Consider the following 25,550-nt stretch of genomic DNA (forward strand, 5'->3'; position numbering starts at 1 on the left):
CGGGGTGCTTGAGGGGCGGCAGCACCTCGATCTGGATCAAAGCTGCCTGAGCCCCCAGGCGCGTAGCGCCCAAGGGCGAAGACCGAGCTTCAGAGCGGGGTGTGGGGGCCGCGCCCCCACACGACACAGCCTGAGCTCCAGGGCGCGAAGCGCCTCACTGCGAAGACCGCGCCCCACGCCCAGCCCCATGCGAAGTCTGATTTGCTAGTCCACGGCAGTGATGCGTCCCAGCGCCGGAGGCGCGATCGGCTGGTTGGCGGTCAGGTAGGTGACCAGGGCGTCGATGTCGAGCGGCCCGCTCCACACGTCCGTCCCGTCCTTGAAGCCCGCGAAAGCGTCGCCGCCACCCACGAGGAAGTTGTTCGCCGCCACCCTGATCTGCTGAGCGTCGGTCACCGCGGTCCCGTCGATCTTCAGGTCCCGGACCTTGGAACCCCAGGCCGCGCCGCGGCTGTAGGTGTAGGTCAGGTTCGCGGACGGCTGCAGGATCTTCTGGAACGGCTGGCCGTTCGGACCCCCCACGAACTGCTGCTCCAACACCGTCTTCAACTGCGCCCCGGTCAGCGTCACCACCTGCATCAGGTTGTTGAACGGCTGAACCGTGAACGCCTCCCCGTACGTCACCACCCCGTCTCCCTCACCCGCGGGCGTCCCGGCGAAGGTCAGCGGAGCCCGGATCCCGCCCGGGTTCATCAGCGCCACCTGCGCGTTGCCACCGGTCTTGGTCGCGGCGAGCTGGGCGTCGGCGATCAGGTTGCCGAGCGGGGTCTCCCCGGTGGGGGTGGCCGCGTTCGAGATGTCCGCGGTGATCTTCCCGACGGGCTTGTTGGCGACTGGCGCCACCCGGTCCTTCCACGTCTGGACGAAGGTGGAGATCTCGGGGTCAGCCGCGATCGTGCGGGTCACGACGTGGTTGTCCGCGATGACGGTGTTGCGGAGGATGTCGCGGCTGCGGGTGTTCACCTGGAAGTCGACCTGGGTGATCACGCGGCCGAACGATCCGCCCTGCGAGTAGAGGCGGTCGTTGCCCGCCGGGTCCTTGACGGTGCACTTGTACGCCTGGTGCGAGTGCCCGCTGAGGATCATGTCGACTTCGGCGTCCACCTGGGTGGCGATGCGGTTGCCCGCCCCGGGGATGGCGCTGCAGGCGTCGGGCGACTGGCCGGCGTTCACCTGGTCGCCTTCGTGCACGAGCACGACCTGGGCCTTGACGCCGAAGAGCTTGAGGAGCTTGGACGCGACGTTGGCGGCCTTGACCTCGTCGACGAACTTGATGTCCTTGATGCCCTCCGCCGTGACGATGCCCGGCGTGGTCTGCGTGACGAGGCCGATGAAGCCGATCGGCACGCCGTTCTTCCACTTGATGCTGACGGGCGGCAGCGCGGGGACGCCCCAGTCCTCGAGCAGCCGCCTGGCCTCCGGCGTGCTGGACAGGCCGGCCAGCGCGTCGGAGCGCTCGTCCCTGTTCTTGAACAGCACGTTGGCCCCGACGTAGTCGAACTGGGCGCCCTTCCACCGGCCGGCGGGCGAACAGCCGTCGACCGGGTGGCAGCCGCCGTACATGATCCGGCGAAGTTCGGCGTACCCCTCGTCGAACTCGTGGTTGCCGACCGCGGAGACCTTCACGCCGATCTTGCCGAGGAACTCGACGGACGGCTCGTCGTGGTAGGCGGCCGAGATCAGCGGCGTGGCGCCGATGAGGTCGCCCTGGGCGACGCCGATGGTGTTGCGGTCCGACAGCCGCTTCATGTGGGCGGCCACGTACGCGGCGCCGCCGGCGTCGACGGTCTGGCCGTGCTCGTCGACGATGCGGCCGGAGGAGCCGGTGGGCGGCTCGAGGTGACCGTGGAAGTCGTTCAGCGCCAAGAGGCGGACGGGGACCGTTCTGGTGGTGGTCTTACCGGCGTCCGCGGGCGTGACGGCCAGGACGAACCCGCTCGCGGCGACGGCTCCGGCCAGCGCGAGTCGGGGGAGTAAGTGAGACGTCATGGACCAGACGTTACGGCCGCAATCCATGCGGCCCATGGCGCAAAGGTAACGATTCATCGGCGGGGTCCCTGGCGTTGTTTGCCATACGGACGCCTAGAGTTCGAGCCATGAGCGTGCGAGTGAAGGTCGCGGAACGACTTGCCGAACAGGAAATCACCGACGTTTTGGGTGTCGTGGAAGCGGCCACCGAGGCCGACGGCGTCCGCCCCCTGAACGAGCACGTGATGCTCCACCTGCGCTACGGCGGCGACGCCCGCGCCCGCTCGCTGCTCCTCTACGACGGCGAGGCGCTGGCCGGCTACGCCCACGTGGACCCCACCGACGAGGTCGAGGGCCCGAGCGGCGAACTGGTCATCCACCCCTCCTACCGCCGCCACGGCCATGGAAAACGCCTGCTCGGCGAGGTCATGAACCTGACCGGCGGCCGCCTGCGCCTCTGGGCCCACGGCGATCACCCCGCCGCGGGCGCTCTGGCGGCTTCCATGGGGTTCGAGAGGGTTCGTTCCCTGTGGCAGATGCGCCGGTCGCTGTTCGCGCCCCTGCCGTCCTTTGAGATGCCCTCAGGGGTACGGCTGCGCGCCTTCGTACCCGGCCGGGACGAGGAGGCGTGGCTCAAGGTGAACGCGGCGGCGTTCGCCCATCACCCCGAGCAGGGGGCATGGACGCTGGACGACGTGCTGCGGCGCGAGGCGGAGTCGTGGTTCGACCCGGCCGGATTCTTCCTGGCCGAGCGCGGCGACCGGCTGGTCGGCTTCCACTGGACCAAGGTCCACGGCTCCGACGAGCACGGCCACGAGCCGCTGGGCGAGGTGTACGTCGTCGGCGTCGACCCGTCCCAGCAGGGCACCGGCCTGGGCAAGGCGCTGACCGTCGCGGGCCTGCGCCATCTGCGTTCGCGCGGCCTCGCCCAGGTCATGCTCTACGTGGACGAGGCCAACGCGGCCGCGATCAGGCTCTACTCGGGTCTCGGGTTCAGCCGATGGGACGTGGACGTGATGTACGCCGCTACTCCACGAGCCAATGGAGCACGAAGTACGACAGTGCCGCGACAAGAGCCGCAGCCGGAATCGTGAGAATCCAGGCAGTCACGATGTTGCCCGCCACGCCCCAGCGCACGGCCGACAGGCGCTTGGTGGCGCCGACGCCCATGATCGCCGAGGTGATGGTGTGGGTGGTGGAGATCGGGGCGCCGAAGCCGATGGCCGCGCCGTACAGCACGGTCGCCGCGGCGGATTCCGCCGCGAAGCCCTGCGGCGGGTCGAGCGCGATGATGCGCCGGCCCAGCGTGCGCATGATGCGCCAGCCACCCGCGTAGGTGCCCAGTGAGATCGCCCCGGCGGCGGCCAGGATGACCCACTGCGGGATCGGGTCCTTCGGGGCGGCGTAACCGCCGACGGTGAGCGCCAGGAAGATCACGCCCATCGTCTTCTGCGCGTCCTGCAGGCCGTGCCCGAGCGCCATGGCGGCGGCCGAGACGGTCTGCGCGTAGCGGAAGCCGCGGTTGGTCTTCCCCGGTTGCGCGTTGCGGAAGATCCAATAGATTGCGATCATGATCGCGGCGGCGAGCGAGAAACCCACCAGCGGCGACAGGATCATGGGGATGACGACCTTCTCCACGACGCCGTCCCAGTGGACGATGCTGGCCGAGGCGAGCGCCGCGCCGATCAGGCCGCCGATGAGGGCGTGGCTGGAGGAGGAGGGCAGACCGAAGTACCAGGTGACCATGTTCCAGGTGATCGCGCCGATGAGGCCGGCGCAGACGACCACCAGACCGTGGGAGCCCTGTGGGGCGTCGATGATGCCTTTTCCGACGGTCTGCGCGACCTGGGTGCCCAGGTGGGCGCCGATGAAGTTCATCGCCGCCGCCATGAACAGCGCCGCCCTCGGGGTGAGGGCCCTGGTCGAGACGGAGGTCGCGATGGCGTTCGCCGCGTCGTGGAAGCCGTTGGTGTAATCGAAGATCAACGCCACGACGACCACGCCGATGACGAGGGCGAGCGTGAGGTCCACTTAGCTTTCCTTGACCGCGATCGACTCGATCGTGTTGGCCACGTGCTCGAAGGCGTCGGCGGCCTCTTCGAGGCGGTCGATGACCTCCTTCATCTTCATGACCGTGAGCGCGTCGTATTCACCGCTGAAAAGCTTGGCCAGCAGGCGCCGATACACCTGGTCGCCCTGGTTCTCCAGGCGGTTGACCTCGATCCAGTACTCGTTCAGGTTCTTCATCGAGCGCAGCCGCGGCATCGCCTCGGCGGTCAGCTCGGCCGCGCGTTCAAGAACCTCGACCTGCCGGATGACGTCCTTGGGGAGGTGGTCGATCTGGTAGAGGACGATGAGGTCGGAGGCCTCCTCCATGAAGTCCATCACGTCGTCGAGGTTCGAGGCGAGGCGGTAGATGTCCTCGCGGTCGAATGGGGTGATGAAGCTCTCATTGAGCCGGTTCATGATCGCATGAGTGCGTTCGTCACCGGCGTGTTCGCAAGCGCGCATCTTCTCGGCCAGGGCTTCCCGGTCCGAGCCGTCACTGATGATCTCAACCAGTAGCCGGGATGCCGTGACCAGGTTGTTCGCGGAATCGGCGAACAGGTCGTAGTAGCTGTCCTCACGAGGCGTGAGACGCAGGCGCACGTCGTTCTCCAGATGTGCGGGGATGGTCCGTGGAAGAGGGTACGGGTTACCAGGCAAAATGCGAACTTCATGTCCCCTTCATCATCTGGCTACCCTCCATCCCTTGCCCGACACGGCACGTGTGGATACCTTGATCACCATTTTGCCCACGTCCGCTTTGCTGGTTTTTGAGCCAGTTATGGCTCATCCTGGTGACATATGCGGGCAGCCGCCGGAGTGTTGGGAGATCGCGCCTTCCGTCTCCTTTGGTGCAGTCTCACCGCCTCTGTCGCGGCTGACTACATCTTTCCCATAGCGGTGGTGATCTCACTCGTCCGGGGTGGGCACGGCGCCGCCGCCATCGGCCTCGTCCTGGCCGGACGCCTGATCGCCCTGGTGGGCTTCGCCCTTTTCGGCGGCGTATGGGCCGACCGGCTCCCCCGCCGCGTCGTCATGGCCTGCTCCCAGCTCGGCCTCGTGGTCATCGCCCTGTTCGTGGCGATCTGGCCGCTGGCGCCGTTCATGGGCATCGCCGTCTTCCTCGGCGGGCTGTGCGAGGCGTTCTTCCGCCCTGCGTTGCAGGGCGTCCTGTCAACCGTTCTTCCCGAACGGCACCGCCGTACCGGAATCGCCATGACCAGCGTCTCCCTGCGCGGCGGATCGCTGCTCGGGGCGTTCACCGGAGCGGCGATCGTCGTCGTGTGGGGGCCGTGGGCCGCCTTTCTCGTCGCCGCGATCGGGTTCGGGTGCAGCGCCGGGCTCATCTGGCTCATGCGCGAGCCCGTGCTGCCCGCCCAGCCCCGCCACCCCCTCATGGACGAGATCCGCCAGGGCATGCGCGAGGTCTGGTCCAGGCCCTGGATGGCCGCGGTGATCGCGGTGCTCGCCCTGCACCAGACACTCATCGTGGCCCCGGCCCAGGTACTGCTGCCGGCCACCGCGGCCAAGCTCCAGTGGAACTTCCTGCCGCTGCACGAGGGCGACGCCATCTACGGGCTGTCGCTGGCCGCGCTCTCGCTCGGCGGGCTCATCGGGGCCGTGCTCGCCCTGATCCGGCCAGGGCCTCGGCCGGGGCTCACGGCCATGCTGGGGCTGCTGCCGTACGGGCTAGTGCCTTTGTCGCTTTTGACCGCGACGACGCCTTGGCCGGTGTTCACCTGTTTTCTACTGGCCGGGGTGGGGCTGGAGGTCGCCGCCATCGAATGGGTCATCGGGATGCTGCGCGAGGTGCCGCCTGGACGGCAGGCCCGGGTGGCCTCGCTGGAATGGGTGGCGGTGCTGGGGCTGACGCCGTTCGGGCTGGTCGCGACCGGTGTGCTCGTCGACACCGTCGGGGCCAGGCCGGTGCTGCTGGTCAGCGCGCTCACCGCGGTGCTGCCGCTGGTGGCGCTGGCCATTCCCGGGCTGGTGGAGCTGCGGTCTAAATCTTGGTCCGGTGAAAGTTCCTGAACGAGCGGGACGGGGTCGGGCCGCGCTGGCCCTGGTAGCGGGAGCCGTACTTCTGGGCGCCGTAGGGGTGCTCGGCCGGGGAGCTCAGCCTGAACACGCACAACTGGCCGATCTTCATGCCCGGCCAGAGCTTGATGGGGAGCGTTGCCACGTTGGAGAGCTCCAGGGTGACGTGGCCGCTGAAGCCCGGGTCGATGAAGCCGGCCGTGGAGTGCGTGAGGAGGCCCAGGCGGCCCAGCGAGCTCTTGCCCTCCAGGCGGCTGGCGAGATCGTCGGGCAGGGTGATGACCTCGTAGGTGGAGGCCAGGACAAACTCGCCCGGATGGAGGATGAACGGCTCGTCGCCTTCGGGTTCAACCAGGCGGGTGAGGTCGGGCTGCTCTACTGCCGGATCGATGTGCGGATATTTATGGTTTTCGAAGACACGGAAGAATCGATCGAGCCGGACATCGATGCTGGACGGCTGGATCATGTCCTCATCGAACGGGTCCAGGCTGAGCCTGCCGGACTCGATCTCGGCGAAGATGTCGCGGTCTGAAAGCAGCACGTGGAGCAACCTATCGTGGTTGGGGTGGTGGGGCGGGGTTGCTTGGGGACGGCTGGTTTCCGCTACAGTGGGGGGCGCGGCTTTCGGCCGATGCGGGTGTAGTTCAATGGCAGAACATCAGCTTCCCAAGCTGACAGCGCGGGTTCGATTCCCGTCACCCGCTCCAAAAGGCAAGGACTTCACTTTTGGGGCGCTTCGCGCCTGTGGGCTCAGGCTGTGTTCAGTGGGGGCGCGGCCCCCACGCCCCGCCTCACTGCTTGGGCTTCGCTCATGGGGCGCTTCGCGCCTAAGGGCTCAGGCTGTTCTTCCAGTCGAGCCGGGGGCTCGACCCCTTTCGGGCCTCCCTTCGGTCGGGCGCCCCTTCAAGGCCCACCCGTTGCCCAGCCAAGTGGTCAGCCAGTTGGATCCCGCCCCGCCCAAAGGTGCTCCGCTCCGCTCCGCACACCCTCTTCAGAGCTTGCGCCAAGACAAGCCGAACACCTGCTTTAGGTACACCCGTGACAGGAGCCAAGGCAGGACCTGCCAGCTAGCCCGACATCAACCTCCTGTTTAAGCCGGCCATCCGCCAGTCCGTACTGGAAGCCGCCCTCCGCAGGACAGGCAGTTGCCGCTTGCCTGAGCCGACCGCAGAAAAGCATTGAGCCGTGAGCGGCGGGCGGTGATGCTCATACCGTGACGAACGGCTGGTTCAGTTACACCAACGCGGTAAAGATCCTCGACGCGGACGCCAGGCTCATCGACGCGCTCGACCGGCTCGCCGGCGGTCTGCTCCTCGTAGCGACCGGAGGTGGCAGCCAGCTCGCGCTCAGCCTCTTCGACGCCAAGGGCGAACTGGTCGGCCTCAGCCGAAAGCTCGGGGCCGAGCTCGGCGATCGCCTGCGCGGGCTGAGCCGCTTCCCGCGCACCCAGCGCATCGCGGCTGCCCATACGGTCATCGTGGTAACGGCGTTCTTCGAGGCAGTAGCCGAGGGATCCCGCGGATTCAACGTCGAGGAACTCCGCCTACTGCGTGGGGAGGAATTAGCCATCGCTGGGGGCGGTGGAAGCGAGGTGTCCAGGCTCGGCCACTTGGTGCAGCGCCTTCTGCAAATGCAGGTGCCGTGTCCCAGCCCCGCCCTGCCGTACGAGATCGTCGTTCGGGACGTGGAGTCCTATTACGCGATGCTCGGCTCGCGGCTGCTGGAATTCTACGCGGGGCTGCGGTGGTGGGAACCGATGGACGGCGCGCGCAAGGACCGGCTCCGCCGGTGGCTCACCAGGGACCTGCCTGCCCAGGCCCGCGAGCGCTATACCGAGCTTTTCCATCGCTTCGGAGCCGACGTACCGGAGGTCGCCTACTGGAATAGCAGGATCGATCATCAGGCTACTCGGGAGCAACTCGACGCAGGCCTGCGTGACCTGCGGAGGCTGCTCCAGTCGGTCGGGGCCGGGACAGAGCCTCGCGGCGTGCGAGACGCCCTGTCCCGCCTCTACCGCTTGGCGCTCGGCAAACCCATCCTGTCAGCCACGGACCTGCCTGCGGGGGTACGGATCCCATCATTGAGCGATGCCCACCTCAGCTTATGCTTCCGCCTGGCTGCCGCAGGTGACACGGCGAGACCAGCAGAAGACCAGTGGTGGGCGGAGGTGCCGGTTCGCGAGGATTTACATGCGTTCCTATTCGGGCATCTCACCCATCCCACGGCCACCCGATACCCGCTGCTTGTGCTCGGCCAACCGGGAGCGGGCAAGTCCGTCCTAACCAAGGTGCTCGCCGCCGAGTTGCCTCCGGAGCAGTTCGCGGTGGTCCGTGTCCCCCTGCGCGAGGTGCCCGCGGAAGCGGACCTGCAAGCTCAGATCGAGCACGCTGTACGGCAGGCCACCGGCGAGCACCACCCGTGGACCTCGATTCACGAGACCGACGTGGTGGCGGTGATCCTCCTCGACGGCTTCGACGAACTGCTGCAGGCCACCCGGGTCGGCAACTCCGACTACCTGGAGCGAGTGGCGGCCTTCCAGGAACGGGAGGTCGTCCAAGGCCGCCCCACCGTGGTGATCGTGACAAGTCGTACCGCCGTCGCGGACCGTGCGCGGGTGCCTCAGGGCAGCGTGGTGATCCGGTTGGAGCCGTTTCAACGAGCGCAAGTCGAGCGCTGGCTGGCGATCTGGAATCTGGTCAACGGCACGGAGTTGGATACCGACGTGGTGCTCTCCCTGGGAGAGCTTGCCACCCAGCCGCTGCTGTTACTCCTGCTCGCTCTCTACGACGCGGGCGGGGAGCCACTGCGCCGAGAGGGTGAGCTTGCCCGTGGCGAGCTCTACGAACGGCTCCTAGCGCGCTTCGCCCGTCGTGAGGTCATCAAGTACGGCTCTCGACTCGGTGAGGCCGAATTGGCGCGGGCGGTCGACTCGGAACTGCTGCGGCTATCCGTGGTGGCGTTCGCCATGTTCAACAGGGACAGTCAGTGGGTTTCTGAGGAGGAGTTAGAGGCCGATCTACAAGCGCTGCTGCCAGCGCCGCCCGCCTCATCGCAGGGGTTCCTGCCTGCATTGAGCTTGAGCCAATTGGCTGTGGGACGGTTCTTCTTCGTCCATGAGGCTCAGGCGTTCCAAGACGAGCGGCGACTGAAAACCTATGAATTCCTGCATGCCACCTTCGGCGAATACCTGGTCGCCCGGCTGACCGCTCAGGAGGTACGCCATCTGGTCGCCGAGGCCGAACTGTCAGCCTCCAGAGCCAGACGGACCAGCCCCAACAACGCCTTCCTCCATGCGTTGCTCTCCCACGCTCCTCTCTCCTCGCGCGAGTCGGTCATGGAGTTCCTCCGCGAGTTGCTGGTGGACCTGCCCGAGGGCAAGGAACTGTTGCTCGGACTGTTCGGTGATGCGCTCAACTCCCGTACGCCGTCGGCGTACGACGCCTACCAGCCGGGCCGGATCGACGCGCTCAGATCGGTTCCGGCGCGACACGCCGCCTACAGCGTCAACCTGTTGCTCCTGCTCGTCGTGGTGTGCGGCGAAGTATCGGGCAGGGAGCTCTTCGGCGAGCCGGAATACGTGATCGCGAGGTGGCGTGCCCTAGCTCGCCTCTGGCAGTCGCAGATCACCTACAACGCATGGTTCAACCTGATCCACACCATCAATCTGAAGCGCGCTGGCGGAGGTGAGAGACGGGACGTGATCATCAGCTGGATCCATGAGGAACTGCCGAGAACGCCTAATGTGGACCCATACTGGACCTACGGCGTAAACGATCGCGGGGCCTACGCGTGGATGCACGACGAGTTCGAACCGTCGGCCCGGCAACTGCATTTCCTCTGCGGTTATGAGGAAGACATCCTGCTGCACACGGTGGAGCCGCTGTCAGCAGAGCTCGGCAGCTCTGTAACGACCTTCGCCGGATTCTGGCCGGACCGCGCCGTCTCACCAGCCCGCGCCCTGATCCGCCTGTGGCTGCTGTCCAGCCGCCGAGCCAACCCTTCCGAACTCGCAGCGGCCTACGTCGAATGCCTGCACCTCAGCCAGGCGTTCGCCCCTTTTGCTGAGCGTGACGCCATGCAGTATCTGGAGTTGGTCCTCGGCCATCTGAGTTTGGACGGGCAGCGACTGCGCGGCGTGCTCCACCTTGATGACGTGCCGATGGGATCCGACCAGTCCCAAATCGTTGAGAGGGTACGGGCAGAGTTGACCCGACTGGGATTCCGGTGACACGACTGATGCCGACAGGTGTCTCGTATGTGTTTGAGCAGCGTTCTGGCGAGGCCCTTTGGCCTCGCTACGACTTGCGGATGCGTCGGTGCGCCAGGGCGATCAGCCCTATCTGGATGACGAGCAGCGCCAGCGCGATCAGACCCGATGCGGCGGTTGTCCCTTCCTCGGAAAGCCCGCCAGCACATTCCGTTATGTTGCCGCCCGCATATGTAAGGGCGCAGGTGCGCCCGAGGACCATGACAGCGAGAAACCAGTTGGTGAGCAGAAGTGGGATTGCGCTCAGGACGATGATCGGTGTGATGCGACTCCGTTCGCCACCTGCCGGGGCCACCTTCACCGGATCAGGTTCAAGACACCCATCTACCTTGGAATCACGGCTCACGCCGAACACACAAGCATGGGCAAGCGATCACTACAAGGTCGGTGCGGTGCTGTTCCAGCCCGGTTAGCCGCCCTCCTCGGTGCCGAACGTCCCGCGCACTTAGTGTCAACGGCGGCGATCGTCGGGCTATCAGCGAAGGTGACGAACGGTCAGCCACGACCTCACCCGACTGCCCGGATGGCGCTGGGCGCAGTTCCCAAGCTGACAACCATCCAGCCTCGCCGTTCGTGACGTAGATGACCGGTGTCCTCTCCTCTGCGCTTTCGAGAGGCAGAAGGAGTCGACCATGCCAGCACAGCCGCAGGACTTCATCAGTGCGCCTGGGCTGGACAACCTGCGCGGCCCCTCAGGATCGGGAAGCGTTCGACGCTGAGGCTGAACGACGTGAGGGCAGCTTGAAGCACTGAACACGTTTGTGTGTCGATGGTGATTCTCGGTGCAGCCCGGAGGGCAGAGGCTTGGCTGGGCGGAGCCAGGATTCGAGTCGTACATCGATACCGCCGGAGAAACGGTCGATGTCATCGCGGCGATTGTCGAGCGGGTTGGTCGGTCCGTTGACGCGTTGCTTGTGGTCGCAGATCGGGACTCTGACGCTCGTGGTCTGATTCGGGAGTTGATCACAGCCCAGAGCCAGGGATGGGTGCTCATCGAGTAAGACCCGGTAGGCGGAGGCGATCGATGGCGTTCGGGCCGGCGCTCGGGGCACCGGCGGTGGTCAACGCCGTTCCGTAGCAGCCGCCGAACACACGCTGATGTCGTGGCCATGGCCTCGGTCTTTGAGGCGGCGATCGCCGTTGGCCTCAAGGCCCGAAATGCCGCACGGACGCAGCCCCGCCGCCCGGGCCCAGAAGAGGCGCCACCCAGGAGCGGCGCGACCCAGTAGATCCGTCCGGCAACGGGCCATCGAGCATGCGAGGGCTCGTGTCAGCGGCCATGTCAGGGCGGTAGCGGCCGCGTATCAGACGGGCGGGCGAAAGTAGCTGCCATGGCGGTTCGAGCGGCGAGAAGAACTCTCGGGCCGTCAGTACATATCCGTCTGAACGCTTCAAAGGAGCATCATCATGTCCCTCAACCTGACCGCCCAGGACAAGGCCACCCTTCGCACCGCCGCCTTCGGTGCCGTCACGCTGCTGGCCGCCGCCGACGCGGCCGGTTCGCCGCACAAGGCCGCCACCGCGGGTTCGCTCGCTCTGTACAGCTCGACCGGCCCGATCGGGCACGTGCTGGCCGCGAAGACCAAGGACATCACCCTGGAGGGCAAGTCGGTGGCCGCGATCGCCGACCACGTGCTGCCGGCCCTGACGGCGGCCATGGGCCTGCTCAAGCAGCAGGACGCGGCCGAGGCCGACAACTTCCGCGGCATCGTCCTGATCGCCGTCGAAGCGGCCGCCGTGGCGCACAAGGGCGCGGCCAGCCCTACCGCAGCCGAAATGACCCGCAAAATCACCACGGCTCTCGACGCCGCCTGACGGCACATTCACCACGGAAATGCGCGAGCGGGGTCCGGCCGGGCCCCGCTCGCGATCGGCTTGCCGCCGGTCGAAAATCCAACAGGATGTGGGTACGGCACGCCGAAGCGTGAACGAACTAAGGCGTTCTATGCAGGCGGCACGCGAGAACCAGTGTCACCGATGAACGGGGTGGCAGGCGTTCGGGAATCGGGGCGGATGGTGGCCGGCGGTCCTGGTTGCCGTCGTTTGCCTCGCGCTCTACCTGGCAACAGGAAATCCTCACGCGGACAATCGTCGTGGAGATACTCCGCGTCGCGGGCCATTCCGAGCGGGGCGCGGCGATGGTGCTCGCACTGCTCCACTTCGCCAACGTCCTTTCGAGGCCAGCAGATCCTCGCGGTGGCGATCATGCGCCACGAACACGACGAGGAGTTACGGCAGCCGCTCCCGCACCAGACGCCGATGACGTGCGGGAATGTCGTGGGCGGCCAAGGCGCGTCGCAGCAGATCGGCGTCGAATCCGTACGTGCTCAGGTGGTCAAGGATTGGGCCGTATCGATCGGGCCGGTCGCGGAGGAGTTCGGAGGCCAGCCGGAGTTCCAGCCGTACCACCGGCACCTCATGAGCGCCGCAACTGACCAGGACGTAATGCTGCCACGGCCCGCTGCCCACGCATTCCATGGCATCCGATACGGCATGCCGTTCGAGCGTGCTGAGTTCGAAGTCGACCCCGCCAACCGAGAACCGGGTGAAGTACTGCGAGGTGTCGGCAAGCCACGAGGCTTTGTACAGGCAGGGAAAGGCGGTGAGCGCCGAGGCGAACCTGTCCACGTCGTCCCGGCCGGAGAGCAATATGTCGATGTCCCCGACCGGGAGCGGAACGCCTTGATGGAGCGCGGCGCCGGTGCCGCACAACCGGTACGCAATGTCGCCGCCCACGGCGTCGAGGGCCGTCGACAGGGCCGTGGTTACGTCAGTCACATCCAGTGAGTCGCGCATGCGCGGCAACATATCCACGTCACGCGGGCACGCGTCAGTGGCTCAGGGAAGAATCGCGTCGACGTATCCGCCGTCGACGCGGAGTGCGCCGCCGGTGGTCGCAGAGGCGTGTTCGGAGCTGAGGTAGACGACCATGTTGGCGATTTCCTCCGGCTCGATGAGACGCTGCAGAAGCGACTGCGGACGGTGTTCGCGCATGAACGCGCGCTGCGCCTCGTCCCAGGGCAGATCCCGATCCACGAGCTGGTAGACGAAATCCTCGACGCCACCGGTGTGGGTGGGCCCGGCGATCACCGAATTGACCGTGACTCCGGTGCCGGCGGCGGCCTTGGCGAAACCTCGGGAGACCGCCAGGACCGCGGTCTTGCTCATTCCGTACTGGATCATCTCTGCCGGAATCGCGACGGCCGAGTCGCTGGCGATGAACTGCACCCGGCCGAACGAACGCTCCATCATCCCCGGCAGGTACGCCCGCGTCAGCCGTACGCCGGCGAGGACGTTGACCTCGAAATACCGGCGCCATTCCGCGTCGTCGATGTCCAGCGGCGGGCGCGACTCGAATATCCCCAGGTTGTTGATAAGGATGTCGACATCCGGCAGCTTTTCCACAGCCGTCGCGGCGCCGTCCTCGGTCGCCAGGTCGGCGGCCACCGGTATGACGTGCGCCCCAGGCACCTGCTCGGCCAGCCTTTTCGCCGCCGCGGCGGTCGATTCCTCGCCTCGGCCGTTGACGCCGACCCGGGCGCCGGCCCGCGCGAGTCCCGTCGCGATCGCCGCCCCGATGCCCTGCGTGGAACCGGTCACCAGGGCCGTTCTGTCCGTGAGATCAATGAGCATGATCCCTGACATACCCGCCCGCTAGCCTGCTCCCAACCACGGGAGAAAGAGGGGCGTGCCAGAAAATGGGAGAAGAGCCTTTCATCGCCATAGGCGAGGCGTTGAAGGCCGCCGCGCCGGAGGGCTGGGAGCACGTCGAAATCGATCGCGTCCAGCTCGGAACGTTCAGCATCACGACCGTCGTCTACGAGATGTCCGACGGCTCGCGGCGGACGCTTCATCACGCCGACGGCCTTGACGAGCCCTTTCAGCGTGCGAAGTCGGCGCTGTACGAGCCTGGAAAAGGCACGTGGTTGCGATGCCGGCTCGACTACGGCCGGCGCGGCGGCTCGTACAACCTCATGGCGCAGACCTTCAGCCAGGAGCCGCCTTTCGGGCCGGACATTGAGGTGCCGCCTTCCGCTTTCGCCGACGAACAGGCCCGGTATCCGCGCACGTCCGAACACACGCCTCCGTGGATGCCGCCCTCACCTCTTCCTCCTGCTCGCGCCGGGGAAATGGTGGCGCGAACGGCCGGCCGCGACGACGATTCCGGGCTGGTCACGTTCGGTCTCGCCGAGGATGTGGACGGCAATGGCAGGGCCCTGATTTTCATGGCGGCCGACGACGACGCGTACTGCATAACCCGGGAGCACGGCGCGGGCACCACCTATGGCGGCGTGACACTCTGCGATCTCACGTACGGCCGGCTGACCCTGCATTTCACCGAGGACGCGGCGCGGGAACTGGACGTGGACCCGGTGATGCGCATCGACCTCCACATCGACGACGACGGCGTCGAAATTCTCCGGCGCAGTTTGCGAGAGATCCTGCTGTCCGGGCCCCCGGATCAGCATCCTCATCACCTGCGCCTTTGATCAGTGACTGAGGGTTCACGTCAGAGGCCGAAGCGGCGGGCGAAGTCGGTCAGGTCCCGGCGTTGCTGTTCCACCGTGGTGGCCGGGGTGTTGACGACGATTCTGGTGACGCCTTCGCGGGTCAGGGCCGCGAGGCGGTCAGGGGACAGGTCGATGGGGGCGGTTCTCGTGTATTCCAGGGCGTCGGGGTCGCGGCCCGTGGCGATGGCGGTGGTGCGGACGAGTTCCCACTGCGCCGGGTCCGGACGGCCGCCGGGGAAGTAGCCGTCGCCCAGGCGTCCGGCGCGGCGGGCGGCGGGCGCGCTGGAGCCGCCGACGTGGATGGGCAGGTTGGCGATCTGGTGGGGTTTGGGGTAGCTGACCAGGTTGGAGAACGCGAAGAATTCGCCGGTATGGCGCACGCCTTCCTCGCCGCCCGACCACAGCAGGCGTAGAACCGCGATCGCTTCGTCGGCGCGACGGCCGCGCGTGGCGAAGTCGACGCCCAACGCCTCGGCCTCGCCGGGCAGCGCGCCGAGGCCGACGGTGAGCAGCCGCATGCGGCCGCCGGACAGCACGTCGACCGTGGCCAGGCGCTTGGCGAGGATCACCGGGTGGTGGTACGGCAGCAGCAGCACCCCGGTCCCCAGCAGGATGCGTTCGGTGGCGGCGGCGATGAAGGACAGGCAGTCGAGCGGGTCCAGGTACGGCAGCGCCGCCGGTATCTCGAACGCCCCCACCTTGGCCCCGGGATACAGGACGATGTGCTCGGGCACGTAGATCGACTCGAAGCCGCATTCCTCCGCAAGCCGGGCGAAGGCCACGAGCTTCTCCGGGTCGGTGCCGTAGTAGGGCGTGCTGTAGCTGATGCCGAACTTCATGACCCGGAGGCTAGAACGTTGACACCGGCGTCAGGTCAACCGTGCGAGTGCCATAGTGTTTGGTATGGCCGTCAACCGTGCCCTGGCCGCGATCCGCCTCGGCAACTCCCTGTCCGTCGACCGCTATCCACAGTGGGCCCTGTGGACGATGAGCGCCGTCGCGGGCTGGGTGGTCCTCACCCATGTGATCGGCCTGGCCACGGGGGTGCCGCAGAGTCTGCTGGCCGAGTCCATGCGATGGAACGTGGTCGTCCAGTGGGTCGAGCACAGCCTGGCGCTGGTGGCGATGGGGTTCCTGCTCGCCTCGATGATCGAGGCCCTGCTCCACCGGCGGCGTACCGCATAGCCCTTCTGACCTGCGAGAAGGCCCGCGCGGCGGCGACGAGTACGGATTGATATCCAGAAACCCCCCGCTGCGTGTCAAATGGGCTCATACTTACCGTAATGAAACCCAGAACAGCCGCGGTCCGGCGCCCCCTGCCAGGAAGTCCCTTCAACGTCCCTCAGGCCCCTGCGCCTCCGATGCCCGACTTCGAGGTGCAGGACCTGGTCAGCCACGACAAATACGGGTTGGGGTCGGTCATCCGTGTGGAGAAGGATGTCGCCGTGGTCGTGAATTTCGGCACGGAGACCCTTCGCATCACGGTGCCGTACGCCAAGCTCGTCAAGCTCTGAGCTACAGCCAACCGGCCCGCGCGTCTGTCAGGGGCGCGCCGGAGGAGGGGGCGGTGCCGAGCGCGCCCGCGCGCACGCCGTCGAGCAGCCGCCCCGCCGCCTCCACGATTTCCGGTACGGCCCGGCGAAGCGCGCCCTTATCCGCCTCGTCGAGCACGTCCAGCGGCCCGGCGGCCTCGATGAGCCGGTCGCTCAGCCAGCCCAAGGGGTCGGCAGTGAGCGCCCGGTCGAAGACGCGTGAGCTCGGGTCCCAGCCGGTGAACTCCGGGTGGTGGTGGGTACGGTCGAAGCTGCCCGGCGTACCCTCAACCGACTCCAGAAGATCCACCCGCCAGATGGGGCGGCCTACGGCGATCGGCTGGGCCGAGTAGATCGTCCCTTTGAGCTCGCCCCGTTCCAGCTCCCTGACTTCCAGGCGGACGCCGTGCTCGGGGCCTTCCTGGCCTTTGGCTGGTTTCGGGTCGACGAAGTAGAGGTCGCTCAGAACTACGCCGGTCTTCTCAAACCCAAAGACATAAAGCACAAACAGCCCATACCCCGCCCGGTCACCATCCAGCCCTACAACCCGCCACCCCAACCCTCCAAGGACACCGGAACCCCGGGACGCGCGCAGGCGAGATCGCGGGCCAAGTCGCGGGGACGCAGGCGAGGGGCAGGGCCCGGTGCGGGAACGCAGCGCGGAAGGGCGGCGCGCCACCGACCTCGAACCCGACGACGCCGACCCCACCCCGCTGGAGCGGCGGGTGCTGGAGTTGCTCGATCGGGTGGGCAAGGACGAGGTGGCGGCGCGGGCCATGGGGGTGTCGGTGCGGACCTTCCGCGGCTACGTCGCCGATCTGATGGAACGGCTGTGCGCGGCCAACCGCTTCCAGATCGGCACCCGGGCCAAGGAACGTGGCTGGCTCTAGCCGGTCACAAAAGCTCCTGACCGTACGAAAGCGCGCAGCAGGTCACCGAGGTCAGGGCAGTTCCAAGCCGGTCTCGGCGTACGCGCGATGCGCCTCGGGTGAGGTGAGGAAGGCGAGGAAGGCGGCGGCCGAACTGTCCCCGGCACGGGCGGCCACAGCCGAGAACTCACTGTAGTGCTGCACCTCCGCAGGAAACGGCCCGGCGATCCGAGCCTCAGGAACGAACCGCAACTCGCTGAGCTGCTGGATCGCCACATCAGCCCGCCCATCCACCACGGCATGGGCGATGAACCCCTTGTCGATCACGGTGGCGCGGGCGTTGACCTCCTCGGCGATCCCCAGTTCCTTGATCAACCGGGCGAAGTAGATGCCACTGGCCCCGGTCCGCGAATAGGCCACGCTGCGAGCGTCGAGCAGGGTCCGGGTGAAGGCCTCAAGGGTGGAGACGTCGGGGAGCGGCGCACCGGGCGGCACCGCCAGGCCGACCCCCGTCTTCGCGATCACCACCTTCGTGGAAAGGTCGAGGACGCCGTCGTCCAGGTCGTCGAAGGCGGAGGTGACGGCGATCATCACGTCAGGCCGCTCACCTGCCCGGATGCGCGCCATCAACTGGGTGGTGGGGTCGTAGACGCCGTCGACCGCGATGCCGGTCCTGCCGGTGAACTCGGCGAGAAGCACGTCGTCGAAGGCCTTCTTCACGGCCAGGGTGCTGAACAACTTCATGGGTTCTCCGATCGAGAGGCGTCGAGCAGAAGGCCGGGTTCGCCAAAGTTGCCCGACTTGAGCAGGAGGCTGAGGGACGGGGTGAGGATCCAGGGGACGCCACGGGCCGCCTCCGGGCCGATGACGCCGCCGGTGACGCCGAGCGCGCGGACGACCGCTCCCGAGGTCTCGCCGCCCGCCGCGACCAGCCGGGTGACGCCGCGCTCCACCAGACCGCGGGCGATCATGGCGAGGGCGGACTCCAGGATCTCGGCCGAACGTTCGCGGCCCAGCTCGCCCTGGACCTCGCGCAGCCGGTCGGGCGGCAGGCTGGAGTAGATCAGCGGGGCGCCGTCCTCGGGCCGCTGCGCGTCGTACCAGGCCAGGGCGTCCGCGGCGAGCGCCTCCTGGTCGGGGTGGGCGAGGGCGTCCAGGCGGTGGGCGGGCCTGCCGTACTCGATGACCGCGCGGACCTGTTCGAGTGTGCGCGCGGAACAACTCCCCGCCAGTACGGCCGCGCGGCCCCCCGGCACGTGCGCGGTCCCTTCGGGAAGCTCGCGACCGAGGGTACGGGCCAGCCCGGCGGCGAGCCCGGCCGCGCCCGCGACCAGCGGCATGCCGTCCAGCGCCTGCCCGGCGGCGAACAGGTCGGCGTCCTCGACCGCGTCCAGCAGGGCGTACCGCAGGCCGTCGCGCCGGAGGTCGGCGAGGCGTTCGCGGATGGCCGCCGGTCCCCCGCGTACCGCCGGCAAAGGGACGACCCCCGCCCGGTGCGCGGACTGGGCCTCCAGCACGCGCGGCAGGTAGGAGTCGGTCATCGGCGTGAGCGGGTGGTCGCGCATCGGCGACTCCGACAGCAGCCGCTCCCCCACGAACAGGTGCCCCAGGTACTGGGTGCGGCCGTGTTCGGGCGAGCTGGGGGTCATCGCCACCATGGGCGCGCCGAGGGCGTCGGCCAGGGCGTCGAGGACCGGGCCGATGTTGCCCTCGGGGGTGGAGTCGAAGGTGGAGCAGTACTTGAAGTAGATCTGCCCGGCCCCGGCCGCGCGCAACCGGTCGAGCGCGGCCAGCGACCGCGCGACGGCCTGGTCACGGGGTATGGTCCGCGTCTTCAGCGCGACGACCACGGCGTCGGGCGCGGGAGAGGTTTCAGAGGACAGCGCGGGAGGGGTGTCGAAGAACAGCAGGGTGCGCAGGCCGTGCCGGTGCAGTGCGACCGCGACGTCGGTGGCGCCGGTGACGTCGTCGGCGATCGCGCCGATCACGGCCACTCCCCGTCCAGTACGGCCCGCCGCAACGCGGCCGCGGCGGCGTGCGGACCGGAGACCACGGGCAGCCCGAGCGAGGCGGCCAGCACGCCGGCGGCCGGGGCCAGCGAGTACTGGGCCAGCACCACCGCCTCCACCCGCGCGGCGAACGGGGCGCAGGAGTCGTGCAGCGCCCTGGCCAGCTCCCGTCGGTCCGCGACCCCGAAAGCGGCCGGGCTGACCACGCCGTCCACGGCCACGCCGGGCGCCGCCGCGCTCAGCCGGGCGACGGAGTCGGCCAGCGCCTCCTCCAGGCTGGCCACGGCCAGCACGCGCCGGTGCCCGGACTCGGCCACCTGCCGGAAGGCGGCGTCGTCGGGGGCCAGGACGGGTACCGGCTGACCGGCCGACCGGGCGGCCGCGCCGTACAGGGAGCAGGTGAGCAGCACCCCGTGCGCGCCCGCGGCGACCGCGTAGCCGATCAGGGCGGACATGCGCGCGCTCGGCCCGGCCGCGCGGGCGTCGGCGAGGAGCTTGTCGTCGAGCAGGTTCCAGGGCTCGGCCTCGGGGAACGCGTCGGCCAGTCCGGCGACGGCGGGGGCGATCGCGGCGGGGACGGCGCTGATCAGCGCGATGCGGGTCATCCGGCCAGCTCCTCGATCCAGCCGAGGCCGTCGAGGGTGCGGCCGCGCGGCTCGTACTCGCAGCCGATCCAGCCCTGGTAGCCGCTCTGGCGGATGGCGGCGAAGACCGCGCGCCAGCCGATCTCGCCGGTGCCGGGCTCGTGCCGGCCAGGCGGGTCGGCGACCTGGTAGTGGAAGGTGTACGGCAGCAGCGCCCGCACCTTCGTGATCAGGTCACCCTCGTCGACCTGGGCATGGTAGAGGTCGAACAGCACGCCCACGTGCTCCGCGTCGAGCGCCTCGGCCACGGCGGCGGCCTGCGACTGGGTGCGCAGGACGCCGCCGGGGTTGTCGCGGTGGTTCTGGGCCTCCAGCACCAGGCGTACGCCGCTGCCGCGCGACTGCTCGGCGGCCCAGGCGAGGTTGGTGACCAGGCGGGCCTCGGCGCGCTCGCGGCTGACATCCTCGGGCAGGGTCCCGGCACGGACGTGGACGAGGCCGGCGCCGAGCGCGAGCGCGTACTCCATCGCCTGGGCGAAGCCCTCGCGGAACCCGGCGGCGCGGCAGGCGTCGGCGCCCTGCGGCGTGTTGATGAGCACCTGTTCGAGCCCGGCTTCGCGCAGGCGGCGGACGAGCTCGGCGGGGTCGTGGTCGTAGGGCGAGGGGTACTCGACGCCCTCGAATCCGGCCGCGGCGGCGGCGTCGAAGCGTGCCTCGAACGGCAGCTCGGTGAACAACCACTTCAGGTTCGCGTCGAAGCGCATGTCGTGGTCCTCTATCGGGGGTTGACCGTGAAGGCGGGGGCGCGGCCGTTCAGGACGTCGATGACCGCCTGCGCCGCCATCCGGCCCGAGCGGGCGCGGGACTCGGCGGTGGCGGCCCCGACGTGGGCGGTGACGATCACGTTGTCGTGCGCGCGCAGGCGGCTGGCCGCGGGCAGCGGCTCGACCTCGACCACGTCGAGCGCGGCGCCGCCCAGTTCGCCGCGTTCGAGCGCGTCGGCCAGCGCCTCCTCGTCGACCACGCCGCCGCGGGCGGTGTTGATCAGGTACGCGGTGGGCTTCATCCTGGCCAGCGCGGCGGCGTCGATCAGGTGGCGGGTGGTGTCGTCGAGGAAGATGTGCAGGCTGACGAAGTCGGCGCGGCGCAGCAGTTCGTCGAGCGGTACGGCGCGCACGCCGGTGCGGGCGGCGAAGTCGTGGTCGAGCTCCGGGTCGTAGGCGAGCACCTCCATGCCGAGGAGGGTGCCCAGTTCGGCGACCGACTTGCCGATGGCGCCGAGGCCCACGATGCCGAGCGTGGAGCCGGCCAGCTCGCGCCCGCTGGGCTGCTCCCAGCCGCCGTCCCTGACCGAGCGGATGTTCTGGGGCAGCAGCCGGGCGCAGTTGAGCATCAGGGCGAGGGTGTGCTCGGCGACCGCGCGCCGGTTGACGCCTGGGGTCGGGCATACGGCGATGCCGCGCTCGGTGGCCGCCTCCGTGTCGATGTTGTCGTAGCCGGCGCCGGTGCGTCCGATGACCTTCAGCCTCGGCGCGGCGGCCAGGACCTCGGCGGTGAAGGCGTCGGTGCCGGCGACCACGCCGTCGGCGTCCCGGACGAGGTCCGCGAGCCGGCCTGCCCGCTTGTGCACGACCTCGAAGCCCTCTTCCTTGAGCAACCGGTCGACGTCGTCGCCGGGGTGGAGCCAGGCCGTGGTCACGAGGACACGCATGATTAAGATCCTTTCCATCTAAAATATATTATAGAGCTAAATCCTATAGCTGATTGCCTGGGATAATCGGCTCGACGAGAGGAACGTGATGTCCGAGGCCCGCAAGAAGAAGCAGCCCCTTGCCGACCAGATGTACGACGTGCTGCTCGACCAGTTCATGACCGGGAAGCGGGTACCCGGCTCCCCTCTGAACATCGGCGCGCTCTCGCGCGAGCTCGACGTCAGCCAGACCCCGCTGCGCGAGGCCCTGGCCCGGCTTGAGCACACCGGGCTCGTGGTCCGCGAGGCGCTCAAGGGCTACCGGGTGGCGCCGATGTTCACCGACAGGGAGATCGGCAAGCTGATGGACGCCCGGCTGGTCCTGGAGCCGGCGCTGGTCTACGAGACGTGCCGGCGTACCACGCCGGAGTTTCTGGAGGAGCTTCTGGAGGCGGTCGAGGAGCTCGACCGCTCGGTGGGGCTGGCCGACACCGAGTCGAGCTCCTTCCGCTCCTACTGGGCGGCCGACGACCGCTTCCACGGCCTGATCGCCCAGCAGTGCGACAACCAGTTCCTGGAGACCGCCTACCGCTCGCTCAACGGGCAGGTGCAGCGTTTCCGCCTGTTCTCGCGGATGGGCAACACCGGCGCCGAGCACGCGGCCGCGGAGCACCGCGCGATCTACGAGGCCCTGGTGGAGGGCAACCCGGAGATCGCCTCGATCAGGATGCGCGAGCACCTGCAGAACGCCAACCGGCGCAGGAAGCAGCGCCCCGTCGCGGCGGCGGGCTAGACGAGTTCCTCCGCGTCCTTCGCCTCCTTCGTGTAGAGCTGCAGGAACGAGACGATCCCCGCCAGCGCGGCCACGACGCAGGTCCAGTCGGCGAACTCGCCGCCGAAGAACGACGTCAGCCCCGGGCTGGCGATCAGGATGCCCGTCACCTGGAAGAACGTCACGGCCACGCCGCCGAGCACGAAGGCGATCAGCAGGAGCCTGAAGACGGTGAGCAGCAGCGCGTACATGGGCTTCCTCTTTCAGAACGGGATCCACAGCAGGCTCAGCGCGACCACGATCCCGGCCACGAAGGACGGCACCAGGTAGTAGCCGATGACCGGCCGGAAGATCTTCACCGGATCGCTGCCGGCGATCCCGGCGGCGACGTAGAGGGGGGCGGCGCCGGGCGGCGAGCAGCCCTCCGCGCTGGCCCAGACGATGAGCGCGGCGTAGGCGAGGTGCGGCTCGACGCCGGCGCTGGTCAGCGCCAGGAACCCGACCGAGCCCACGGCCGCGATCGTGGCCGTCGTGCTCAGCGGACCGGACACCAGCAGCACGACCAGGCCGACGACCACCACCACGACCGGCGTGGGCACCCCCTGCATCCGCTCGATGAGCGGCGCGAGCTGCTCGCCCAGGCCGAGCGTCGACAGCGCCGCGGAGGCGGCGAAGGCCGAGACCATCGTCAGCCCGACGACGGCGAACTTGGGGCTGATCTCGCCGAGCATCGCCCACCATTCCCCGGTACGGCGCGGCAGCCTGCGCCACCCCACGATCACCCCGACCACCAGCATGAAGATCGGCAGCCAGAAGAGCACGGGGATGGTGTCGGCCGCGTCCTCGCCGATCCGGCCGACGACCCACTGCGCGCCCGCGCCCGCGGTGGCCAGGATGGGCAGCGCGACCGCGGCCAGCACCAGCAGCGAGGGCCAGCCCGCGCGCAGGGTCGCGGCCAGCGGGTGCACGTCGCCGGGGTCCATGCGGTCCACGCCGCGCCGCCGGACGATCACGTACGCGATGCCGAGCCGCATCACCACGGTCCACGCGGCGACCACGAACATCGGCACGATCATCTGGTCGGCGTTGAGCACCGGCGCGACCGTCGGGGCGGCCAGTAGCAGGAAGAACGCGCCGCTGAAGGGGAAGACGGCGCCGACCCCGGCGTTGCCCGAGATGACCAGGGCGGCGGTGTCGCCGCTGGTCTTCGAGCGCTTCATCCACGGGATCGCGATGGAGCCGATGGTGGCGGCGATGGCCGCGCCGTTGTGCGCGACGGCGCCGAACGCGCCGGAGCCGACCGTGGCCGCGTAGAGCGCGCCGCCGCGGCGCCGGCCGAGCAATGAGCTCAGGATGTCGATCAGCCGGCCGATCAGGCCGATCCTGGTCAGCAGTTCGCTGACGAAGACGAAGGTCAGGGCGGCGTACGTGACCTCGGACTTCATGCCCTCGATCAGGCTCTGCCAGGCGAGGGCGGGGGCGTCGAGGCCGGCGAAGGCGGTGCAGGCCAGGAAGCCGACGAACATGGACTCGGCGATGTTGCGCCGGAACGCGAGGTTCCAGACGACGATGACGGCGATGAACGCGGCAAGCGCGAGGATGGCGCTCATGGGAATGGGGGTGCTCCTCAAATAAAATACTATAGTGACATGTGATGCAGTCTCCCCGGCTTGGCACGCAGCGTCAAGGGGTCGGTAGCCTCTCCGGATGACGACAGAGCGTGTAGGGCCGCCGCTGATCGCCGACGAGCGCGAGATGCTCACGGCCTTTCTGGACTTCCACCGCGCCACCCTGGCCATGAAGTGCGACGGGCTGTCCGACGAGCAGTTGCGCGCCCGGTCCATGCCGCCGTCCACGTTGTCGCTGATGGCGCTGGTCCGGCACATGGCCGAGGTGGAGCGGCAGTGGTTCCGCCGCGTGGTCGACGGCGAGGACCTGCCGATGGTGTGGTCGGCGACGATGTGGGACTTCCAGGCCGCCTACGACGACACCGGCTGCACGCGCGAGCAGGCCTTCGGCGCCTGGGAGGAGGAGGTCGGGCACGCCAGGCGCATCCTCGGCGAGGCCGACTCCCTGGACGTGACCGCCTACAACGCCCGCTGGGAGGCCGAGGTGTCGCTGCGTATGGTGATGCTCCACCTGATCCACGAGTACGCCCGGCACAACGGGCACGCCGACCTCCTGCGCGAGGCGGTCGACGGCACGGTCGGAGCCTGAAACGCCGATGCTCACCCAGTCGGAGGTCGAACGCCTGCTCGCGCCCGCCGACCACATCGACCTCATCCAGAACGCCATCGCCGACGTCGTCACGCTGACGCCGTCGACCGAGCCCTATCTGTCCCTGGCCGACGTACGGCCCGGCAGCCTCGTGGCCGCGGTCGGCTCCGACGCGCCGGCCAAGCGCGAACTCCACTCCGACCTGCTGGCCGGCGCCACCCTCGTCACCGACGTCACCCACCAGTGCGCCGAGGTCGGCGAGCTGCACCACCGCCCGCGGACCCCGGTCAGGGCCGAACTCGGCGAGGTGGTCACCGGCGCCAAGCCCGGCAGGCTGTCGGCCGACGAGATCATCGTGTTCGACTCGACCGGCACCGCGATCCAGGACGTCGCCGCCGCACAGGTCCTCTACCGCGCGGCCGTCGAGAAGGGCGCGGGAACCCGGCTGCCGCTCTGGGACTAGGTCGCCGTCTCGATCATCGATACCAGGGTCGCGACGAGTTCCTCGGCCGTGACCTGCCACTTCTCGGCGGACAGGTGGCCGTTGACCTCCATGTCCGTGATCCCGTGCACGCTGGTCAGCAACAGGGGCGCGAACCGGCGGGTGTCCGGCTCGCCGACCACCTCGGCCACGATCGCCAGGTACTCGTCCTGGGCGCGATCGCCCGCCCGGTTCGCCGCCTCGACCACGGCCGGGTCGCCGGCCGGTGCGGCGAACATCAGCCGGTACAGGTGCGGCTGACGCCGTCCGATCGCCATCAGCGCGAACAGGGCCCGCCGCAGCCTGCCCGCCGGGGACTCCCGCGGATCGGCGCGCAGGGCCCGCACCTCGTCGGCGAGCCGGTCGAGGGCCTCGGTCGCGACGACGGTCAGCAGGCTGTCCTTGGCGGGGAAGTGCCGGTAGGGGGCTCCGCGGGTGAGTCCGGCCCGCGCCCCGACCGCGCGCAGCGTCACCGCGTCGGGACCACCGTCGTCGAGCAGGCCGGCGGCAGCGTCCAGCAGGGCGCGGCGGGTCGCGGCGGCCGATTCCAGGCGGGTCGTCATGCCG

General features: G+C 68.7%; 28 protein-coding genes and 1 tRNA gene. 12 read left to right on the forward strand and 17 right to left on the reverse strand.

The genetic code is table 11. The annotated features are described in order from the left end of the window. Positions 1 to 204 precede the first annotated feature (204 nt). Positions 205 to 1,989, reverse strand: a complete 1,785-nt coding sequence (locus tag ACIBEJ_RS18285; RefSeq protein ID WP_397183899.1) for a bifunctional metallophosphatase/5'-nucleotidase — start codon at positions 1,987 to 1,989, stop codon at positions 205 to 207. 107 nt (positions 1,990 to 2,096) lie between these two features. On the opposite strand from ACIBEJ_RS18285, the gene mshD reads away from it, so the two are divergent. Further along, positions 2,097 to 3,062 (forward strand): mycothiol synthase, encoded by a 966-nt coding sequence (mshD, locus tag ACIBEJ_RS18290; RefSeq protein ID WP_397183900.1) that lies wholly within the window; start codon positions 2,097 to 2,099, stop codon positions 3,060 to 3,062. Here the strand turns inward: mshD and ACIBEJ_RS18295 are convergent. Both ACIBEJ_RS18295 and ACIBEJ_RS18300 read right to left on the reverse strand, forming a co-directional pair. After that, positions 2,995 to 3,999 carry an anion permease gene (locus ACIBEJ_RS18295; RefSeq protein WP_397183901.1) on the reverse strand — a complete coding sequence of 335 codons (1,005 nt, stop codon included), beginning with the start codon at positions 3,997 to 3,999 and terminating at the stop codon, positions 2,995 to 2,997. The two genes, mshD and ACIBEJ_RS18295, sit on opposite strands and share 68 nt — an antisense overlap. Continuing rightward, positions 4,000 to 4,617, reverse strand: a complete 618-nt coding sequence (locus ACIBEJ_RS18300) for a DUF47 family protein (RefSeq protein ID WP_184958320.1) — start codon at positions 4,615 to 4,617, stop codon at positions 4,000 to 4,002. It lies immediately after the preceding gene. A 198-nt stretch (positions 4,618 to 4,815) separates the two neighbouring features. Between ACIBEJ_RS18300 and ACIBEJ_RS18305 the strand changes: the two genes are divergently transcribed. Then, positions 4,816 to 6,045 carry an MFS transporter gene (locus ACIBEJ_RS18305; RefSeq protein WP_397183902.1) on the forward strand — a complete coding sequence of 410 codons (1,230 nt, stop codon included), beginning with the start codon at positions 4,816 to 4,818 and terminating at the stop codon, positions 6,043 to 6,045. On the opposite strand, the gene dcd is transcribed toward ACIBEJ_RS18305, so the two are convergent. Then, a complete protein-coding gene (gene dcd / locus ACIBEJ_RS18310; RefSeq protein ID WP_397183903.1) occupies positions 6,017 to 6,592 on the reverse strand; it encodes a dCTP deaminase in 576 nt (191 codons plus the stop codon). The genes ACIBEJ_RS18305 and dcd overlap by 29 nt on opposite strands. A 92-nt stretch (positions 6,593 to 6,684) precedes the next feature. Between dcd and ACIBEJ_RS18315 the strand changes: the two genes are divergently transcribed. Then, positions 6,685 to 6,758, forward strand: a tRNA-Gly gene (locus ACIBEJ_RS18315). A gap of 506 nt (positions 6,759 to 7,264) precedes the next feature. Then, positions 7,265 to 10,279: an NACHT domain-containing protein gene (locus ACIBEJ_RS18320; RefSeq protein WP_397183904.1), complete on the forward strand. Its 3,015-nt coding sequence runs from the start codon at positions 7,265 to 7,267 to the stop codon at positions 10,277 to 10,279. 67 nt (positions 10,280 to 10,346) lie between these two features. Here the strand turns inward: ACIBEJ_RS18320 and ACIBEJ_RS18325 are convergent, their stop codons facing one another. Beyond that, the gene (locus ACIBEJ_RS18325) at positions 10,347 to 10,664 is read right to left on the reverse strand and encodes a hypothetical protein (RefSeq protein WP_397183905.1); all 318 of its coding nucleotides are present in this window, start codon (positions 10,662 to 10,664) and stop codon (positions 10,347 to 10,349) included. Between the two features lie 1,061 nt (positions 10,665 to 11,725). Between ACIBEJ_RS18325 and ACIBEJ_RS18330 the strand changes: the two genes are divergently transcribed. Next, complete coding sequence (locus tag ACIBEJ_RS18330) at positions 11,726 to 12,133, forward strand: hypothetical protein (RefSeq protein WP_397183906.1); 408 nt, start codon at positions 11,726 to 11,728, stop codon at positions 12,131 to 12,133. Positions 12,134 to 12,547: 414 nt separating this feature from the next. Here the strand turns inward: ACIBEJ_RS18330 and ACIBEJ_RS18335 are convergent, their stop codons facing one another. Both ACIBEJ_RS18335 and ACIBEJ_RS18340 read right to left on the reverse strand, forming a co-directional pair. After that, a complete protein-coding gene (locus ACIBEJ_RS18335) occupies positions 12,548 to 13,114 on the reverse strand; it encodes a hypothetical protein (protein ID WP_397183907.1) in 567 nt (188 codons plus the stop codon). A gap of 42 nt (positions 13,115 to 13,156) precedes the next feature. Next, positions 13,157 to 13,951, reverse strand: a complete 795-nt coding sequence (locus tag ACIBEJ_RS18340) for an SDR family NAD(P)-dependent oxidoreductase (RefSeq protein WP_397183908.1) — start codon at positions 13,949 to 13,951, stop codon at positions 13,157 to 13,159. Positions 13,952 to 14,016: 65 nt separating this feature from the next. On the opposite strand from ACIBEJ_RS18340, the gene ACIBEJ_RS18345 reads away from it, so the two are divergent. After that, entirely contained in the window at positions 14,017 to 14,808 is a 792-nt protein-coding gene (locus ACIBEJ_RS18345; RefSeq protein ID WP_397183909.1) for an Imm10 family immunity protein, read from the forward strand. A 20-nt stretch (positions 14,809 to 14,828) separates the two neighbouring features. Here ACIBEJ_RS18345 and ACIBEJ_RS18350 read toward each other — a convergent pair whose 3' ends face one another. After that, positions 14,829 to 15,668, reverse strand: coding sequence for an LLM class F420-dependent oxidoreductase (locus ACIBEJ_RS18350; protein ID WP_397183910.1), 840 nt, complete (start codon positions 15,666 to 15,668; stop codon positions 14,829 to 14,831). Between the two features lie 64 nt (positions 15,669 to 15,732). Between ACIBEJ_RS18350 and ACIBEJ_RS18355 the strand changes: the two genes are divergently transcribed. Together ACIBEJ_RS18355 and ACIBEJ_RS18360 are read left to right on the forward strand one after the other, a co-directional pair. Then, positions 15,733 to 16,014 carry a hypothetical protein gene (locus tag ACIBEJ_RS18355; protein WP_397183911.1) on the forward strand — a complete coding sequence of 94 codons (282 nt, stop codon included), beginning with the start codon at positions 15,733 to 15,735 and terminating at the stop codon, positions 16,012 to 16,014. Positions 16,015 to 16,190: 176 nt separating this feature from the next. Further along, a complete protein-coding gene (locus ACIBEJ_RS18360) occupies positions 16,191 to 16,343 on the forward strand; it encodes a hypothetical protein (RefSeq protein ID WP_397183912.1) in 153 nt (50 codons plus the stop codon). A gap of 1 nt (position 16,344) precedes the next feature. On the opposite strand, the gene ACIBEJ_RS18365 is transcribed toward ACIBEJ_RS18360, so the two are convergent. Beyond that, positions 16,345 to 16,866 carry a hypothetical protein gene (locus ACIBEJ_RS18365; RefSeq protein WP_397183913.1) on the reverse strand — a complete coding sequence of 174 codons (522 nt, stop codon included), beginning with the start codon at positions 16,864 to 16,866 and terminating at the stop codon, positions 16,345 to 16,347. Between the two features lie 139 nt (positions 16,867 to 17,005). Between ACIBEJ_RS18365 and ACIBEJ_RS18370 the strand changes: the two genes are divergently transcribed. After that, the gene (locus ACIBEJ_RS18370) at positions 17,006 to 17,251 is read left to right on the forward strand and encodes a hypothetical protein (protein WP_397183914.1); all 246 of its coding nucleotides are present in this window, start codon (positions 17,006 to 17,008) and stop codon (positions 17,249 to 17,251) included. A gap of 51 nt (positions 17,252 to 17,302) precedes the next feature. Here the strand turns inward: ACIBEJ_RS18370 and ACIBEJ_RS18375 are convergent, their stop codons facing one another. From ACIBEJ_RS18375 to ACIBEJ_RS18395, 5 genes are read right to left on the reverse strand one after another with little or no spacing between them, the layout of a single operon-like run. Then, positions 17,303 to 17,974, reverse strand: a complete 672-nt coding sequence (locus ACIBEJ_RS18375; RefSeq protein WP_397183915.1) for a molybdate ABC transporter substrate-binding protein — start codon at positions 17,972 to 17,974, stop codon at positions 17,303 to 17,305. Further along, a complete protein-coding gene (gene otnK, locus ACIBEJ_RS18380) occupies positions 17,971 to 19,218 on the reverse strand; it encodes a 3-oxo-tetronate kinase (RefSeq protein WP_397183916.1) in 1,248 nt (415 codons plus the stop codon). Before otnK ends, ACIBEJ_RS18375 begins: the two co-directional genes overlap by 4 nt. Continuing rightward, on the reverse strand, positions 19,215 to 19,844 hold the full coding sequence (locus ACIBEJ_RS18385) for a hypothetical protein (protein ID WP_397183917.1): 630 nt from the start codon (positions 19,842 to 19,844) through the stop codon (positions 19,215 to 19,217). The genes otnK and ACIBEJ_RS18385 overlap by 4 nt, the downstream gene beginning before the upstream one ends. Beyond that, positions 19,841 to 20,587 (reverse strand): hydroxypyruvate isomerase family protein, encoded by a 747-nt coding sequence (locus ACIBEJ_RS18390; protein ID WP_397183918.1) that lies wholly within the window; start codon positions 20,585 to 20,587, stop codon positions 19,841 to 19,843. The genes ACIBEJ_RS18385 and ACIBEJ_RS18390 overlap by 4 nt, the downstream gene beginning before the upstream one ends. 11 nt (positions 20,588 to 20,598) lie before the next feature. Beyond that, positions 20,599 to 21,534 (reverse strand): phosphoglycerate dehydrogenase, encoded by a 936-nt coding sequence (locus ACIBEJ_RS18395; protein WP_397183919.1) that lies wholly within the window; start codon positions 21,532 to 21,534, stop codon positions 20,599 to 20,601. 88 nt (positions 21,535 to 21,622) lie between these two features. Between ACIBEJ_RS18395 and ACIBEJ_RS18400 the strand changes: the two genes are divergently transcribed. Beyond that, positions 21,623 to 22,306, forward strand: coding sequence for a GntR family transcriptional regulator (locus tag ACIBEJ_RS18400; protein WP_397183920.1), 684 nt, complete (start codon positions 21,623 to 21,625; stop codon positions 22,304 to 22,306). On the opposite strand, the gene ACIBEJ_RS18405 is transcribed toward ACIBEJ_RS18400, so the two are convergent. Beyond that, on the reverse strand, positions 22,303 to 22,536 hold the full coding sequence (locus tag ACIBEJ_RS18405; RefSeq protein ID WP_397183921.1) for a hypothetical protein: 234 nt from the start codon (positions 22,534 to 22,536) through the stop codon (positions 22,303 to 22,305). The genes ACIBEJ_RS18400 and ACIBEJ_RS18405 overlap by 4 nt on opposite strands. A gap of 12 nt (positions 22,537 to 22,548) precedes the next feature. Continuing rightward, positions 22,549 to 23,895 (reverse strand): TRAP transporter large permease subunit, encoded by a 1,347-nt coding sequence (locus ACIBEJ_RS18410; RefSeq protein ID WP_397183922.1) that lies wholly within the window; start codon positions 23,893 to 23,895, stop codon positions 22,549 to 22,551. Between the two features lie 97 nt (positions 23,896 to 23,992). Between ACIBEJ_RS18410 and ACIBEJ_RS18415 the strand changes: the two genes are divergently transcribed. Together ACIBEJ_RS18415 and ACIBEJ_RS18420 are read left to right on the forward strand one after the other, a co-directional pair. After that, a complete protein-coding gene (locus ACIBEJ_RS18415; protein WP_397183923.1) occupies positions 23,993 to 24,502 on the forward strand; it encodes a DinB family protein in 510 nt (169 codons plus the stop codon). Between the two features lie 7 nt (positions 24,503 to 24,509). Next, the gene (locus ACIBEJ_RS18420; RefSeq protein ID WP_397183924.1) at positions 24,510 to 24,965 is read left to right on the forward strand and encodes a hypothetical protein; all 456 of its coding nucleotides are present in this window, start codon (positions 24,510 to 24,512) and stop codon (positions 24,963 to 24,965) included. On the opposite strand, the gene ACIBEJ_RS18425 is transcribed toward ACIBEJ_RS18420, so the two are convergent. After that, entirely contained in the window at positions 24,962 to 25,546 is a 585-nt protein-coding gene (locus ACIBEJ_RS18425; protein WP_397183925.1) for a TetR/AcrR family transcriptional regulator, read from the reverse strand. The two genes, ACIBEJ_RS18420 and ACIBEJ_RS18425, sit on opposite strands and share 4 nt — an antisense overlap. Positions 25,547 to 25,550: the final 4 nt, after the last annotated feature.

This window comes from Nonomuraea sp. NPDC050790 (assembly GCF_044456745.1).
Classification (GTDB): domain Bacteria; phylum Actinomycetota; class Actinomycetes; order Streptosporangiales; family Streptosporangiaceae; genus Nonomuraea.